Annotated in this window: 14 protein-coding genes; 13 read left to right on the forward strand and 1 reads right to left on the reverse strand. The window is 59.7% G+C overall.

Going from position 1 to position 15028, the window contains the following annotated elements; translation table 11 throughout:
- Window positions 1–10 precede the first annotated feature (10 nt).
- From ADU59_RS09360 to ADU59_RS09415, 12 genes are all read left to right on the forward strand, one after another.
- Window positions 11–958: a sugar ABC transporter substrate-binding protein gene (locus tag ADU59_RS09360; protein WP_068953843.1), complete on the forward strand. Its 948-nt coding sequence runs from the start codon at window positions 11–13 to the stop codon at window positions 956–958.
- A 128-nt stretch (window positions 959–1086) separates the two neighbouring features.
- Window positions 1087–2208: an ABC transporter permease gene (locus tag ADU59_RS09365; protein ID WP_068953844.1), complete on the forward strand. Its 1122-nt coding sequence runs from the start codon at window positions 1087–1089 to the stop codon at window positions 2206–2208.
- 2 nt (window positions 2209–2210) lie between these two features.
- Window positions 2211–3011 (forward strand): ATP-binding cassette domain-containing protein, encoded by an 801-nt coding sequence (locus tag ADU59_RS09370; RefSeq protein WP_068953845.1) that lies wholly within the window; start codon window positions 2211–2213, stop codon window positions 3009–3011.
- Window positions 3012–3034: 23 nt separating this feature from the next.
- Window positions 3035–3835 (forward strand): TIM barrel protein, encoded by an 801-nt coding sequence (locus ADU59_RS09375; RefSeq protein WP_068954118.1) that lies wholly within the window; start codon window positions 3035–3037, stop codon window positions 3833–3835.
- Window positions 3836–3870: 35 nt separating this feature from the next.
- Window positions 3871–4893, forward strand: coding sequence for a Gfo/Idh/MocA family oxidoreductase (locus ADU59_RS09380; protein WP_068953846.1), 1023 nt, complete (start codon window positions 3871–3873; stop codon window positions 4891–4893).
- An 18-nt stretch (window positions 4894–4911) separates the two neighbouring features.
- Window positions 4912–5214, forward strand: coding sequence for a MurR/RpiR family transcriptional regulator (locus ADU59_RS09385; RefSeq protein WP_068953847.1), 303 nt, complete (start codon window positions 4912–4914; stop codon window positions 5212–5214).
- Between the two features lie 800 nt (window positions 5215–6014).
- Window positions 6015–6986, forward strand: a complete 972-nt coding sequence (locus ADU59_RS09390; protein ID WP_068954119.1) for a sugar phosphate isomerase/epimerase family protein — start codon at window positions 6015–6017, stop codon at window positions 6984–6986.
- 90 nt (window positions 6987–7076) lie between these two features.
- Window positions 7077–8141, forward strand: coding sequence for a sugar ABC transporter substrate-binding protein (locus tag ADU59_RS09395; RefSeq protein WP_068953848.1), 1065 nt, complete (start codon window positions 7077–7079; stop codon window positions 8139–8141).
- A 65-nt stretch (window positions 8142–8206) separates the two neighbouring features.
- Window positions 8207–9724, forward strand: coding sequence for a sugar ABC transporter ATP-binding protein (locus ADU59_RS09400; RefSeq protein ID WP_068953849.1), 1518 nt, complete (start codon window positions 8207–8209; stop codon window positions 9722–9724).
- A gap of 26 nt (window positions 9725–9750) precedes the next feature.
- Window positions 9751–10731, forward strand: coding sequence for an ABC transporter permease (locus ADU59_RS09405; RefSeq protein ID WP_068953850.1), 981 nt, complete (start codon window positions 9751–9753; stop codon window positions 10729–10731).
- The gene (locus ADU59_RS09410) at window positions 10728–11603 is read left to right on the forward strand and encodes a MurR/RpiR family transcriptional regulator (protein ID WP_037168216.1); all 876 of its coding nucleotides are present in this window, start codon (window positions 10728–10730) and stop codon (window positions 11601–11603) included. Before ADU59_RS09405 ends, ADU59_RS09410 begins: the two co-directional genes overlap by 4 nt.
- The gene (locus ADU59_RS09415) at window positions 11600–12484 is read left to right on the forward strand and encodes a PfkB family carbohydrate kinase (RefSeq protein WP_068953851.1); all 885 of its coding nucleotides are present in this window, start codon (window positions 11600–11602) and stop codon (window positions 12482–12484) included. The genes ADU59_RS09410 and ADU59_RS09415 overlap by 4 nt, the downstream gene beginning before the upstream one ends.
- Before the next feature lie 404 nt (window positions 12485–12888).
- Here the strand turns inward: ADU59_RS09415 and ADU59_RS09420 are convergent, their stop codons facing one another.
- Window positions 12889–13923 (reverse strand): LacI family DNA-binding transcriptional regulator, encoded by a 1035-nt coding sequence (locus ADU59_RS09420; protein ID WP_068953852.1) that lies wholly within the window; start codon window positions 13921–13923, stop codon window positions 12889–12891.
- A 132-nt stretch (window positions 13924–14055) separates the two neighbouring features.
- Here ADU59_RS09420 and ADU59_RS09425 point away from each other — a divergent pair, with 132 nt between their 5' ends.
- Window positions 14056–15003, forward strand: coding sequence for a dihydrodipicolinate synthase family protein (locus ADU59_RS09425; protein WP_068953853.1), 948 nt, complete (start codon window positions 14056–14058; stop codon window positions 15001–15003).
- The last annotated feature ends 25 nt before the right edge of the window (window positions 15004–15028 follow it).

The raw sequence follows: 15028 nt of genomic DNA on the forward strand, positions 1-15028 counted from the left end.
AGGAATCAAAATGAAATCGCTATTCAAGGCGCTCGCGATGAGCGTCGCTGTGTTCGGCTGCCTGACGGCTGGGGCGCAGGTCGCCGTGGCCAAGGACATCAAGATCATTGCCGTCACCCATGGCCAGGCCAACGACCCCTTCTGGTCCGTGGTCAAGAACGGGGTAACGGCCGGTGCCAAGGATGCCGGCGTCCAGGTCGATTATCGTGCCCCGGAGACGTTCGACATGGTCGCCATGAGCCAGCTCATCGATGCTGCAGTCAATCAGAAGCCGGATGGGCTGATCGTCTCTATCCCGGATTCTTCCGCCCTCGGGCCGTCGATCAAGAAGGCGGTCGCAGCCGGTATCCCGGTGATCTCCATTAATTCCGGTTCGGATGTATCAAAAGAACTCGGTGCTCTTTTGCATGTCGGTCAAGATGAATACGGCGCTGGCAAAGCGGCTGGTGAGAAGCTGAAGGAGATGGGCGGCAAGACCGGCATCTGCATCAACCAGGAGGTTGGCAATGTCTCGCTCGATCTCAGATGCAAAGGCTTCGCGGACGGCTTCGGTGGCGAGGTGAAGGTGCTTCCGGTCTCCAACGATCCGGCGGATGTTCGTGCCAAGGTCAAGGCGGCGCTCAGCTCGAATACCGCGATCGATACCGTGATGGCACTTGGGGCGAGCACTGCGGGCGAACCCGCGCTCGACGCTGTCAAGGATGCCGGCCTGGTGGGCAAGGTGAATGTCGCCACCTTCGACCTGTCTGCTGGCTTTCTCAAGGCGGTAGCCGCTGGTGAGGCCGCTTTTGCCATCGACCAGCAGCAGTTCCTGCAGGGCTATCTGCCCGTGGTCTTCCTGGCAAACGATGCCAAATATGGTCTGATCCCCGGCGGCAATGTGCCCTCCGGCCCCAACCTGATCACCAAGGACAAGGCGGCCCAGGTGGTCGATCTGTCGGCCAAGGGCATTCGCTGATCCCGGACAGCCGCTAGGCATGATTTCGATCGCCTCTCCCCGGCCTCCGGGGAGAGCATTCGACAGGCCGTGCGCAAGGTCAAAATAGTCTGAGCGCCGCGCGCAAATTGTATCCCTTGGGAGGAACCATGACCCCGATCGAACAAAATACCGTCGTTACGGCAAAGGCCGACGAACGAATAAAACAAGTGGGCTTTCTTACCCATATGATGCGCCGCCCCGAACTCGGCGCTGTCGCCGGGCTCGTTCTGGTCGTAGCCTTTTTCTTTTTGACTGCGGACCGTTCGATGTTTTCGCTGTCCGGCGTAATGACCATCATGGCGCCGGCGTCTCAGCTGGGGATCCTCGCCATTGCCGCTTCGCTGCTGATGATCGGCGGCGAGTTCGACCTCTCCATCGGTTCGATGGTCGCCTTTTCCGGTCTGATCTTCGGTGCCGCCTTGACCAATTTCGGCCAACCGCTCTGGATTTCCATCATCATCACGATGCTGCTCGCCGCCGCCATGGGCGCGGTGAATGGACAGATCGTCATCAGGACACGGCTGCCGTCGTTCATCGTCACGCTGGCCTTCCTGTTCATCCTGCGGGGCTTGACTCTGGTCGGTCTGAAATGGGCGACGGGTGGATCGACCCAGTTGCGCGGCATAGAAGAGGTTGTTGGTGATGGACCTCTGAAGGGGGCTTTTTCCGGCGTCGCTTTTCAACCGCTGTTCAACTGGCTTGCCCAGCACGACCTCATCGAGAAATTCGACAATGGCGTGCCAAAGGTCACGGGTGTACCGGTTTCCGTTCTGTGGTTCATCGGCATCGCCGTGGTTGCCACCTGGGTGTTGTTGCGCACACGCACCGGCAACTGGATCTTCGCAGTTGGCGGCGATCCCAATGCGGCGAGAAACTCCGGCGTGCCGGTCGATCGTGTGAAGACAGGCCTGTTTGCTCTGACAGCATGCGCCGCAGCGCTGGTCGCCATCATCACCGTGCTGGATGCCGGCTCGACCGATGCGCGCCGCGGCTTCCAGAAGGAGTTCGAGGCGATCATCGCGGCCGTGATCGGTGGAAGCCTGCTGACCGGCGGCTATGGCTCGGCGATCGGTGCATTCTTCGGCGCCATCATCTTCGGCCTGGTCTCGATCGGCCTGACCTATACGCAGTTCGACTCCGACTGGTTCCAGGTGTTCCTCGGCTCGATGCTGCTGCTGGCCGTCCTCTTCAACAATTTCATCCGCCGCAAGGTGACAGGGGAGCGCTGACCATGGCTGACAACAAGGTAGAAACCACGACACCCGTCATCGAAGTCAAGAATATCGTCAAGCATTACGGTTCCGTCATCGCGCTTTCAGGCGTTTCGATGCAGGTGTCGAGTGGAGAAGTTCTCTGCCTGCTGGGCGACAACGGTGCCGGAAAGTCAACGCTGATCAAGACGCTGTCGGGCGTGGTGCGCCCGAGCGGCGGGGATTTTCTCGTCAACGGCAAACCGGTGGCGTTCAGCAGTCCGCGTGATGCGCTCGATGCCGGCATTGCGACCGTCTATCAGGATCTGGCGATGATTCCGCTAATGTCGGTGACACGGAATTTCTTCATGGGGCGTGAGCCTCGCCGGGGTATTCGGCCCTTCCGCTATGTTGATTTCAAGCACTGCAATGCGGTGACGCGTGAGGAAATGCAGAAAATCGGCATCGACATCCGCGACCCAAATCAGGCGGTTGGCACACTTTCGGGTGGCGAGCGGCAATGTGTGGCGATTGCGCGCGCCGTCTATTTCGGCGCCAAGGTGCTGATCCTCGACGAACCGACCTCAGCTTTGGGTGTCGCCCAGACATCGATGGTTCTCAAATACATTCACCAGGTGCAGCAGAAGGGCCTCGGCGTCATCTTCATCACCCACAATGTTCGCCACGCCTATGCCGTCGGCAGCCGTTTCACCATCCTTAACCGCGGCAAGACGCTCGGCACTTTTGCCAAAGGCGAGATCAATATCGACGAACTGCAAAACCTGATGGCCGGCGGCAAGGAATTGCAGACGCTGTCCAACGAACTTGGCGGCACGATCTGACTTTTTGAACCAGGAATGAGATGATGACGACAAACCCTGAAACCACGGGACCCTTCACCTTGGCCGTTTGCGCGGAAATGGTGTTCCGGTCGCTCCCCGTCCTCGACCGTCTCAAGCGGATCACCGAACTCGGCTTTGTCGCCGAGATCTGGGACTGGACCAAGCACGACATTCCGGCACTCGCCAAGTCTGGAGCGACGTTCTCATCCATGACCGGCTACGTCACCGGCACGCTCGCCGATGACGCGGGCGCCGACGAATTGATCCGGACGGCGAAACAATCGATCCCGATCGCCAGGGAATTGAACTGCCCGAGGCTCAATCTTCACGGCACGGGTCTCGATGGCCAAGGCCTGCCGGTCGTCAAGACCGAGGTCGTCACCGGCGCGATGTGGCTCAAGGCCCGTGATACGCTCAACCGGATCGCCGACCTCGGCGAGAGGGAAGGTGTGACCTTCGTGCTCGAAAACCTCAACGAGGCGGTCGATCACCCGAAGACACCCTTCGCCAGAGCCGCCGACACGATCGCACTGGTCTCATCGATCAACCGGCCCTCGCTCAAGCTCAATCTCGACCTCTACCATGCCCAGATCGGCGAGGGGAACCTGATCGAACTCTGCCGGCTGGCGCTTCCCCATATCGGCGAAATCCAGGTGGCTGACGTTCCCGGACGCAAGGAACCGGGTACCGGCGAGATCAACTATCCGGCCATTGCGCGTGCCCTGGATGCCATGGGCTATCGTGGCGTTATCGGCATGGAAGCATGGCCCTCCGGCGATGACGAGTTGGCTCTCAGCCGCTTCAGGCAGGCTTTCACTCTTTAACCAGCATTCAACCCAGGAATTTTTGGAGTTCACGCATGTCCTCTATCCGCCCCGTCAATATCGCTCTTATCGGAGCAGGCCGCATCGGTTCCTTCCACGCGGAATCGGTCGCACGCCGTCTGGTCGATGCAAATCTTGTTGCAATCGCCGATCCCGCGTCGGGCGCGGCCGAAGCACTTGCCAGCAAGCTCGATGCGCCCAAATCATTCACGGATGTCGCAGCAGTTTTGGCCGATCCTGACGTGGAAGCCGTCATTATCGCCACGCCGGCGCGATTCCATTCCAGCATCGCCGTTCAGGCGGCAGAGGCCGGAAAGGCCGTGTTCTGCGAAAAGCCGATGGCACTGACGCTTGAAGATGCCAATCGCGTCATCGCGGCGACGAAGAGTGCCAAGGTGCCGCTCCAGATCGGCTTCAATCGCCGATGGGATCAGTCCTTTGCCGAGGGCCGCGCGGCGATAGACGAGGGCAAAGTCGGCACACCGCAGCTGCTGCGATCGCTGACGCGCGATCCCGGTCCCTATGGCGGCAGTCCGGAAAAGACCCCACTCTGGACGATATTCTACGAAACCCTGATCCATGACTTCGACACGCTGCTTTGGCTCAATCCTGGCGCCAGGCCCGTCGAAGTCACTGCGATTGCCGATGCGCTGATCCGCCCGGATTTTAAGGACAAAGGTTTCCATGACACCGCGGTAGTCACCATTCGTTTCGACAACGGCTCGATCGCTGTCGCCGAAGCCAATTTCTCCGCCTCCTATGGCTACGACATTCGCGGCGAGGTTTTTGGGTCCGACGGTATGATCACCATGGGCGATGTGCGCCGTTCCAGCATGACGCTGTTCGACAAGAATGGCGTATCGAACGATACCTGGAGGCGCGACACCGACCACTTCGTCCATGGATACACTGCCCAGCTTGCTTCGTTCGTGAATGCCGTGCGGGGTGCCGCTCTCGTGGGGCCAACCGGAGAAGACGCCCGCGCAGCGTTGGCCATCGCACTGGCGTGCATCAAATCCGTTTCTGAAAATCGAACTGTCAGCCTCTCGGGCTTCTAGGGTAGGAGGAGGGGCGTGATGTCCGGTTCGAACTGCGATCCCGCCCCTTCGCCTTCGAGTGTTCTCGAAATCAAGTCCCGGATAGCCGCGAGGCAGTTGGTTTTGCCTGAAGGCGTCGTCAAGATCGCCAGACTGGCGTTCGAACGCCCGGAACTCTTCGCGTTCGAGAGCGCGGCGATGATTGCACAGATCTGTGGTGTTTCCGAACACAGCGTCATCCGTTTTTCGCGCAGTCTCGGGCACGCACGGTTCAAGGACACGAAGAGGCTTTTTCAGGACGAAATCATTCGGCGTTCTCAAACGCGATTGACGCCAGGTTAGTGTCGCAGGGCATTGGTTGCGATGAGCTGGAGGTGCCACAGCGAAGCTTTCGCGCGGTCGTCCATGTCTGGCCGATACAATGGTGGCGGTTCTTGGATCAATGCCGGATCCTCCAATCCTGATAACACCGCAGGGCCCTTAGCGGGTCGGGCGATATCCGATCCGGGTCAGGTTTTCCCATGGCGATTGTAGCGGGTACCGTGACCGCGGGGATCGGTCTAGCCGGGTTTGGCCTGTGAGCCGGCATTGAGCATCGAGCGCCGGGGTTGAAGCAACTTCAGAGGTGCGGGATGCTTCCTCGCGGGCCTCGGTCGCGACCTCCCGAAACTGCCGAGCTTCTCAGTGATATCCACCGCAAACGCGAAGATGCTGTCTTTACGCGAACGATGGGCGGAAAGCCGCCCACGCGGCGATGCCCTGGCCGATGAGCTCGTCTAGCAGCTTCACGCATGTCCCCTGACCACCGAAGATAGCATGACGGTGCGCTTGCGGCGGAACGGCCCCTGCAATGCCCAGGCTTGCCCAGATCGAGACCGTAACGGCGCGCTGATGCCGCCATCCTGCCCGTGCTGGCGACCGGAACGTCCATGGTCTTTTGGAGGCCTTCCCAGCCATGGCTGCCGGATTCCGGCCGCCGGTTTCTGCATGTTCGCGATCGGTCAGATGAGGGGGGAGATACATCTCTCGACGCGATTGCATGACGAATTGGTGCGTTGCACAACATTTATAACTTTACAATTATAAATTATTTTGTGAAGTAATGTGCATAACGACCGAAGTGAGCCAAAGCCGTGACCCACCTGAAATTCGCCACCCGCCTCAATTCTTTCGCCTCCAAGCCAAAGGCCGAATGGCCGGATTTTTCCGGCAAGCCGACGATGCTGCAAATGGCGACGCGTGCTGCCAAGGTCGATGGCCTGACCGATCTCGATCTCAACTATCCCGACCATGTCGCCGACGATCCGGCTGTTTTGGCTCGGCAGATCGGCGATCTCGGTCTGTCGATCAATGGTTTTGCCATGCGCTATTATACCAATCCGGCCTTCAAGATTGGTGCCTTCACCAATCCCGATCCGGCGGTTCGCCGTGAGGCTATCGACTTGACGAAGAAGGGCATCGATGCGACGCGCGCCGCCGGCAGCAACCTGATGACGCTCTGGCTCGGCCAGGACGGTTTCGATTATGCCTTTCAGGCCGACTATGATACGCTGTGGCAACACGAGATAGACGGAATTCGTGAAGTTTGCGCCCATGATCCGGACTGCCAGATCAGTATCGAATACAAGCCGAACGAGCCGCGCTCCTACAGCCTGATGCCCGATGCAGCCACAACGCTTTTGGCCATCAAGGATGTGGACATGCCCAATCTCGGCGTCACGCTGGATTTCGCCCACGTGCTCTACGCCGACGAGCAGCCGGCCTTCGCGGCGGCGCTGATTGCCCGCTACAGCCGCGTTCTCGGCGTCCACCTCAATGATGGATATGCCAAGCGCGACGATGGCCTGATGGTCGGCGCCGTGCATACCCAGCAGACGATCGAGCTTCTGCGCCAGATCCGCAAGGACGGCTACGGTGGCGCGATTTATTTCGACACGTTCCCCGACATGACCGGTCTTGATCCGGTGCACGAATGCGAGGTGAATATCCAGACCGTGAAGCGGATGCTTGATGTTGTGGACCGTCTCGAGCAGGACAATCGCCTTTCCGGCGCGATTGACCGACAGGATGCCGTTTCCGCGCAGGCCGTCATCCAGGAGCTGATGCTCGGCTGAACTGCCCGAACGTTGAAATTCTGAAATCTGAAGACCCTTGAACCGAGGTCCGCCGAAGGCGGGCCTGTTGAAACCATCCGGGAGGAACCGATGAAGACCTTTTTGAAAACGACCCTTGCTGCCGGCGTCGCCGCCAGCTTCCTGTTTGGCGCAGCCTTCGCGCAGGAACTCAGCCCCCTCAATTCCGACACCGAAAAGGACCGCATGGACTGGTCGGAACTGGAAGCCAAGCTCGGCGCTTTCCCCAAGCTGCCCGAGGGAACGAAGGCCGGCGCCGTCTCCAAGACGCTGACCAACGAATACTGGCGGTCGCTGGGCGAAGGCTATGAATCCTTCGGCAAGAAGATCGGCGTTCCCGTCGCCTACCAGGCCGCCCAGAGCGAGGGCGACCAGCTTGGCCAGCTGACGATCGCCGAAGGTATGATCACGCAAGGGTACAACGTCCTGCTCGTCTCGCCGCAGACGGACGCTAATCTTCAGCCGGTGATCGAGCAGGCCAAGGCCGCCAATATTCCGGTCGTCAATGTCAACGATGCTGTGATTCCGCAGGCCGAGCATTATGTCGGCAATGTTCAACGTGACAATGGCGTCCGCGTTGCCAAATGGTTCATCGAGAACCGTCCTGAAGGCGGTAAGGTGGCGATCGTTGAAGGCCAGGCAGGCGTCTATGCCGCGGTGCAGCGCACGGACGGTTTCAAATCGACCATCAGCGAAGGCGGCAAGTTCGAAGTCGTTGCCAGCGTTCCCGGCAACTGGGATCGCCAGACGTCCTACGATGCGGCCACCAACATCCTTAACCAGCATCCGGACCTCGTCGGTTTCTACGCCAACAATGACGGCATGGCGCTCGGCATCGTCGAAGCGGTCAAGGCTGCCGGTCTTGCCGGCAAGGTTGCCGTATTCGGTACGGACGGCATTTCCGACGCCTATACATCGATCAAGGCCGGCGAGCTGACCGGCACGGTCGACAGCTTCCCGGTTCTGACCGGTGAAGTGGCGCTGGAAACAGCCCTTCGGCTCGTTGCCGGCCAGAAGCTGCCGCGTGTGGTCGCCACCCCGCAGGCTCTGATTACCGCCGACAATCTCGGCCGCTATCAGGGCGAGGGCGTCGATGTCCGCGCAGTGCTGATGGAAGACGCCAAAGCTGCCAAGTAACGAACGCCAAAGGGGGTGCCGGTCGTAATGCCGGCATCCCTGCAAGCTCTTCAAGAGGTGGAACGATGGTGCCGCGACTGAGATTCGAGACGATTTCCAAGAGCTTTCCGGGCGTGAACGCACTGACCGATGTGTCGTTTAGCGTCGCGCCCGGCGAGATCCATGGACTTCTCGGCGAAAACGGTGCCGGAAAATCCACGCTGCTGCGGATCCTCTCCGGCGTGTTTCGCCCGACGTCGGGTTCCGTTTTCGTGGATGGCGAGGCCGTGGCCTTCAAAAAGCCCATGGATGCCCGCGAGGCCGGTATCGCCATGATCCATCAGGAATTGCAGCAGGTGCCGCATTTGAGCGTCGCCCAGAACATGTTTCTCGGTCATTCGCTGACCCGTATGGGTGGTCTCTTCGTCTCCCGTCGCGAGCAGGAGAGACGCGCGGCGCAAGCGCTTTCGATGATCGACAAGACGATCGATCCCTCCGCTCCGATATCCTCTCTGAAGGTGGCGCAACGCCAGATCGTCGAGATCGGCCGCGCGCTGCTCGACAAGGCGAAAGTCATCGCCATGGACGAGCCGACGTCGAGCCTGACGCCGAGCGAGTTCGATCGTCTGGCGGAGGTGATATCCAGCCTGTCGGCAAGCGGCGTCTCGATCATCTACGTGTCGCACAAGATGGACGAAGTGTTCCGTATCTGCCAGCGCGCCAGCGTCATGCGCGACGGCAAACTCGTCGGCATGGTCGATCTCAAGGCGGCGTCGGAAAAGGACGTGATCGCGATGATGGTAGGCCGCGAACTCATGCAGGAGGAACACAATTCCTTCGTCACCGATACGGTCAAGCTCGAAGCCAGAGGCCTTTCGTCGGCGACGAAGATCCGCGATGTCTCGTTTACGCTGCACAAGGGCGAAGTCCTCGGTATTGCCGGGCTCGTCGGATCCGGCCGGACGGAATTGCTGCGCCTTCTGGCAGGAGCTGACAGACTGACGGCCGGCACAATCGTCATAGACGGCAAAACCGTGAGCTTGCGCAATCCCCGTGATGCCATTTCCGCCGGCATCGGCCTCGTTCCGGAAGAGCGCAAGCGGGAGGGGATCATTCCTGTCCGCTCGGTCACCATCAACATGGCACTCGCCTCGCTCGAAAGCTTCTCCAAAGGCGGCATCCTTCAGGGTGGCAAGTTGCGCAACACGGCTCAGGACCTGCTGCGCCGGGTCAATCTCAGGCCTTTCCAGTTGGACAGACCGATCCGGCTTTTCAGCGGCGGCAATCAACAGAAAGCGATTATCGCCCGCTGGCTGGCAAGCAAATCGCAGATTCTCCTGTTCGACGAGCCGACCCGCGGCATCGATGTCGGCGCCAAGGCGGAAATCTACCACCTGATCGAGGCGCTGGCCGCCGATGGGCATTCCATCGTGGTGGTCTCTTCCGAACTGCCGGAAGTCATCCGGCTTTCCGATCGGGTCCTTGTCATGCGGGACGGGCAGATTGCCGCAGAAATCGCACGCGCCGACCTTACCGAAAGCGCCATCGTGGCGCATGCCATTCCCGGTGCAAATACCGGCCGCACGCCAGCCCCGGCCGCCTAGGCGTGGACGACATAAAGGAACACGTTATGAGCAACTCACCGGCTGCCGCCGACACGAAACTTTCGCCCGCATTCGGCCGCATCTCGTTTTCTTTGAGAGACGCTGGCACGCTGATCGGCCTCGTCATCATCATGGCGGTATTTGCAACATTGGTCCCAAGCTTCCTGTCGGAACGCAATCTCGTCAATATCCTGCAGCAATCCAGTATCAACGCCTGTTTGGCGCTTGGCATGACATTGGTGATCATATCGGGCGGTATCGATCTGTCTGTTGGGCCGACCGCTGCGATATCGGCGGTCATCACGGCGACCCTGCTTCTTTCCGGAACTCCGGTTCCGCTCGCGATCCTGGCGGGCCTCGGGATTGGCATGGCTTGCGGTTTCATAAACGGAGTCCTGGTCGCCTATGTCGGTCTGCAGCCCTTCATCGTGACACTCGGAACGTTGAGCACGTACCGCGCGCTCGCGTTGATCTATACCGGCGGCAATCCTGTTCTCGGTATTCCGGCGGGTTTTCGATCGCTCTTCAATGGAAACCTGTTGGGTATCCCGACACCTGTTCTGATCGTGGCGGTCGTCGCACTGGCTGCCTGGGTCTTGCTCAAGAAAACCCCGATCGGCGAGTATCTCCTGGCCGTCGGCGGTAACGAGGAAGCGGCCTATGTCGCCGGCGTCCCGATCGCCCGGACCAAGATCACGGCTTACGTGATCTCCGGCGGACTTGCAGCGCTTGCTTCCCTCATCCTGATCGGGCGCCTGGGCGCCGCCGAACCGATCCTCGGCAATCTCTGGGAGCTTGATGCGATTGCTGCCGCGGCCATCGGTGGGGCCTCGCTGATGGGCGGCAAGGGCAGCATTCTGGGAACGATCCTCGGCGCCATCATTCTCGGCACGATGCGCAACGGTCTGACGTTGATGAACGTCCAGGCCTTCTATCAACTGCTGGCAACCGGTCTTATAATCCTCGTCGCGATGATGATCGATCGCGCCACGAGGGGACGAGAATGAATACCGAAAACTTCGACACGAAGGCTGTCGGCCCTCGCATCCGCATGATGATGCCCTTGCTGACGCCGCTTGAAGCAAAGGTGGTCGATACGGTCTTTGCGTTGCGCGACTTCAGCGACGACACGTCGCTGAAACAGATTGCCGACGATGCCGGTGTTTCGGAAGCCATGGTGGTGAAGATCACCAAGAAACTCGGGTTTGCCGGATATCGGGATTTCCGTGCGGCGGTCAGCCAGTATAACCGCCAACCCACGGCCGAAATGCATCAGGAACTCTCGGTCGACGACACGTCGCAGGAGATCGTGCAAAAGGTCTTTCGCACCTCGATCAATGCCCTGGAAGAAACATTGTCGATCCTCGACATGGAGGCGTTCGACAGGGCGGCAGATCTGATCCATCGTGCCAAACAGCGCGATTTCTATGGTGTGGGCGGCTCCGCGCAGATTGCACGGGATGTGTCGCACAAATTTCTGCGGATCGGCGTGCGCGCCAGCGTCTTCGATGACTTGCACATGATGCTGATGTCGGCGTCGCTGTTGGTCGACGGAGACATTGCGATCGGCTTTTCCCATTCGGGCAATACCACCGCCGTCATCGAGGCGATCCAACTCGCCCGGCGAAACGGCGCTCGCACAATCGCCATCACCAACTACAATTCGTCCGCGTTGGCGCAAGCGGCCGACGTGGTGCTTTGTTCCACCGCGCAGGGCTCTCCTCTGATGGGGGAGAACGCCGCCGCGCGCATCGCGCAACTCAACATCCTGGACGCCGTGTTCGTTGCCGTTGCCCAGCGCGACTATAAAGCGGCAGAGCGCAATCTCGAGCGGACCATGTCTGCCGTGACGTCAAAAAGAAAAGACCGACTTCCATGACACCTGCACCTCTCGTTACCGTGTTTGGCAGCCTCCACTACGACATCGCCGTGATGGGACCGGCCCGGCCGCGCAAGGGTGAAACAGTGACTGGGACATCCTGGCACCCGAAAAGCGGTGGCAAGGGGGGTAACCAGGCTGTATCCTCGGCACGTACGGGGATTGCGACGTCGATGATAGGGGCGGTCGCCGACGACGATTTCGGAAGGTTTCTCCTTGCTAGCCTCAAGCGTCAGAATGTGGACGAACAATTCGTGCGCCGCGACGCCTTGCAACCCACGGGCATGAGTGTTGCGATCTTTGATGCCGAAGGCGATTATGGCGCAGTCATCGTTTCTGGGAGCAATTTGACGCTTGGTAGCGATGATGTTGCAGCGGCGCAGAACCTGCTGAGCAGAACGACTGTTTTGGTTCTTCAAAGTGAAGTTCCCGATGCTGCCAACGTTGCCGCGGCGAGGGCCGTAAAACGAGCCGGCGGCCGTGTTCTCATAAACGCAGCGCCCGCTCGTTCGGTCTCAGACGACCTTCAAAAATATGTCGATATCATCGTCGTCAACGCGATCGAAGCCGAGATGCTGGCCGGTGTTTCAGTCGTTGAGACGCTTGACGGAGCGCTCGAGGCGGCAAAACTGCTGGCGCGCGTCTATCCGGAGGTTGTTGTAACGGCCGGCGGAGCGGGTGTCGCCTACGCTGATCGTAACGGGATCGAGATTCTCATTGAAGCAGTAAAAGTGAAAGTCGAAAGTACCCACGGTGCCGGTGACGAGTTTATCGGCGTTCTGGCTGCCGAGATCGCATACGGAAGGCCTATGGAGGCAGCGCTTCGCACGGCGAATGCCGCAGCCGCGAGACTGGTCGGTACGCCAGAATCGGCGCGATAGGATTTTCCACCGTTTGTGTTGGGGCAACGTCTATTTGAGTTCCTTCAACGTGGAAAACAATGGGGTTCTCCGTCCCATCGAACGAAGGCTGACCGCGCCCGCCCGCCCGCCGCCCGGCTGCCTCCATCACAGTCGACGAACTGTCGAAAAATCACGCTGTCGCCGGCGACCAGCCAGGGGATGGCTTGCCGTCTTCCCCCTAACGGTCCTGCAATGTGCCGAGTGGTGTAGGCCACGGGATGGAGAAAACGGCGATTTGCGCAAGAAACTCTTGCGGGGCTGTTCTCCCGGTTCATGTCGGACCCAGTCGCCAGCGATTGTCTTCATGGAAGCGGCGGCGCCCATTATGGGTGCATGAATTGATCGAACCGGCGAATTCCCGGGGCAGAAGTTCGAATCCCTTCTCAAGCCTCAAAAGGAGGAGCCGTCGATTTTCTCGGAATGAGCGTGGGTGCCGTAATCCGAATCCGCTCCTCTGTGGCGATGCTTTCTCCCGAGAGCAGTTCCAGGGCGGCCGAGGCGATCTGATCGAAGGGAACCCTGAGGGTCGTCAGCGGCGTCGGCAGATGGCTGACGACTGGAATATCGTTGTATCCGACGAGAGAAACGTCGCCCGGCACCGACAGGCCGAGCTTGGCGAGACCCGACAGCGCGCCAATGGCCGTGTTGTCGTTCACGGCGAATATGGCCGTCGGCCGCCGCCCGAGTTGCATGAGCATCAATGCGGCCTCCGATCCGGACTCGATGCCGAATGTCGAGGGAACGATATAGGTTGGATCGAGCTGAATGCCCGCTTCGCCCAGTGCCTGCTTGTAGCCTTCCACACGGCCACGCGAACTGGATGCATAGGCTGGGCCGGCAATGACGCCGATCCTTCGGTGCCCGAGATCGAGCAGGTGCCGCGTTGCCAGATAACCGCCGAGTTTATCGTCACCGACCGAGGACAGGCTGTGTCCATCTGTTCGCAGCGCCAGGACATAGGGCACTCCTCTTCGAACCAGTTCGTCCGGGAAGTCATCGTCTTCGCGGGCCGTTGACAGAATGAGCCCATCGACCCCCCGTTTTAACAAGGATTCCGCTGCGAGCCGGTCAGCTTTTGGCTTGTCATCGGTCGTTGCGACAATCGCAAAGCGGCCCGATCGGCTGCATGCCTTTGCCAGCGATTCATACAGCATTGCCATTACCGTGTCTGTCAGCCTGGGCACAATGACGCCTACAGTCATGGTGTTGCCGCGACGCAGACTCGCAGCCGACAGGTCTCGGACATATCCGAGTTCTTCGGCAATCTTCCGCACACGCGTGGCTGTCTCGCTCTCGGAACGGGGCAACCTTTCGTCCAATATACGAGATACCGTGGATTTGGACACACCTGCGGCGGCGGCCACGGCGTGCAAATTCACACGGGGCTGTCGAACAGGATCTTTTACCTCTGAATTCATTGCAATTTTCCATCAAAATGACGGCGACTGGCCACCGCTTGCCTCAAGATGCCCTAAAAAAATCGTTGACACCAGACTTTTTGAGATCGATTATGGGAACGTTCCCATTAACGATCCCATGGAGGAGATCTGATGATACCGATGGATCTGCGCGGCCTGAGCCCGGCGCCCGTTACCGCTTTCACCCGCGACGGCGAAGTTGACCACAAGGCAAACGCCCGTATCGCCAAGTGGCTTGTGTCGATGGAGGGCGTGAAAAGCCTGGTCATCCTCGGCCATGCCGGCGAAGGCACATTCCTGACAGAAGAAGAGCGTCTCGCTCTCATCCGCACCTATGTGGAGGCCGTGGACGGGGCGGTTCCCATCATTGCCGGCATCACCGGCGAGGGCACCAGGGTTGCTGCTGCCGAAGCCAAGAAGTGCAAGGCCGCCGGTGCCACCGGCGCGCTGGTTTATCCCAATCACGGCTGGCTGCGGTTTGGCTTTCAAAAAGGTGCGCCGCAGGATCGCTACAAGGCGATCTGGGAAGAATCCGGCCTGCAGTGCATTCTGTTCCAGTATCCGGATGCGACGAAGGCTTCCTACGATCTCGATACCCAGCTTGCGATCGCTACCCAGGACGGCGTTGTCGCCACCAAGAACGGCGTTCGGAACATGAAGCGCTGGTACGTCGAGATCCCCGAACTGAAAAAGGCCAATCCGAACCTTCAGGTGCTGAGTTGCCATGACGAATGGCTGCTGCCGACCATGTTCGATGTTGATGGTCTGCTCGTCGGCTACGGCAACATCGCACCGGAATTGCTGATCGACCTGATTAAGGCCGGCAAAGCGCAGGATTATCCAGCGGCCCGCGCCGTCTTCGAACGCCTCTTGCCGGTGACCCGCGCTGTCTATCATCGTGGCTCGCATATGGAAGGAACCGTTGCTCTCAAGCTTGGCCTTGTCCATCGCGGCCTTCTGGATCACGCAACGATCCGCGAGCCGCTCAAGAATCTCGGCGAAAAGGCTGAAGCCGAGATTTTCGCGGCCTTCGATGCCGCCGGCATCGGCCGTGTAGAGCAGTTGCTCGCTGCGGAATGACCTGCGACGTCCCCCCGTGCCTGTC

The sequence above is a fragment of the Pararhizobium polonicum genome (assembly GCF_001687365.1).
Classification (GTDB): Bacteria; Pseudomonadota; Alphaproteobacteria; order Rhizobiales; family Rhizobiaceae; genus Pararhizobium; species Pararhizobium polonicum.

Coding starts and splice junctions, on each gene's coding strand:
- ADU59_RS09375 (WP_068954118.1), top strand. CDS start 3,035: ATGACGACAAACCCTGAAACCACGGGACCCTTCACCTTGGCCGTTTGC.
- ADU59_RS09370 (WP_068953845.1), top strand. CDS start 2,211: ATGGCTGACAACAAGGTAGAAACCACGACACCCGTCATCGAAGTCAAG.
- ADU59_RS09400 (WP_068953849.1), top strand. CDS start 8,207: ATGGTGCCGCGACTGAGATTCGAGACGATTTCCAAGAGCTTTCCGGGC.
- ADU59_RS09395 (WP_068953848.1), top strand. CDS start 7,077: ATGAAGACCTTTTTGAAAACGACCCTTGCTGCCGGCGTCGCCGCCAGC.
- ADU59_RS09425 (WP_068953853.1), top strand. CDS start 14,056: ATGATACCGATGGATCTGCGCGGCCTGAGCCCGGCGCCCGTTACCGCT.
- ADU59_RS09385 (WP_068953847.1), top strand. CDS start 4,912: ATGTCCGGTTCGAACTGCGATCCCGCCCCTTCGCCTTCGAGTGTTCTC.
- ADU59_RS09380 (WP_068953846.1), top strand. CDS start 3,871: ATGTCCTCTATCCGCCCCGTCAATATCGCTCTTATCGGAGCAGGCCGC.
- ADU59_RS09360 (WP_068953843.1), top strand. CDS start 11: ATGAAATCGCTATTCAAGGCGCTCGCGATGAGCGTCGCTGTGTTCGGC.
- ADU59_RS09415 (WP_068953851.1), top strand. CDS start 11,600: ATGACACCTGCACCTCTCGTTACCGTGTTTGGCAGCCTCCACTACGAC.
- ADU59_RS09405 (WP_068953850.1), top strand. CDS start 9,751: ATGAGCAACTCACCGGCTGCCGCCGACACGAAACTTTCGCCCGCATTC.
- ADU59_RS09410 (WP_037168216.1), top strand. CDS start 10,728: ATGAATACCGAAAACTTCGACACGAAGGCTGTCGGCCCTCGCATCCGC.
- ADU59_RS09365 (WP_068953844.1), top strand. CDS start 1,087: ATGACCCCGATCGAACAAAATACCGTCGTTACGGCAAAGGCCGACGAA.
- ADU59_RS09420 (WP_068953852.1), bottom strand. CDS start 13,923: ATGAATTCAGAGGTAAAAGATCCTGTTCGACAGCCCCGTGTGAATTTG.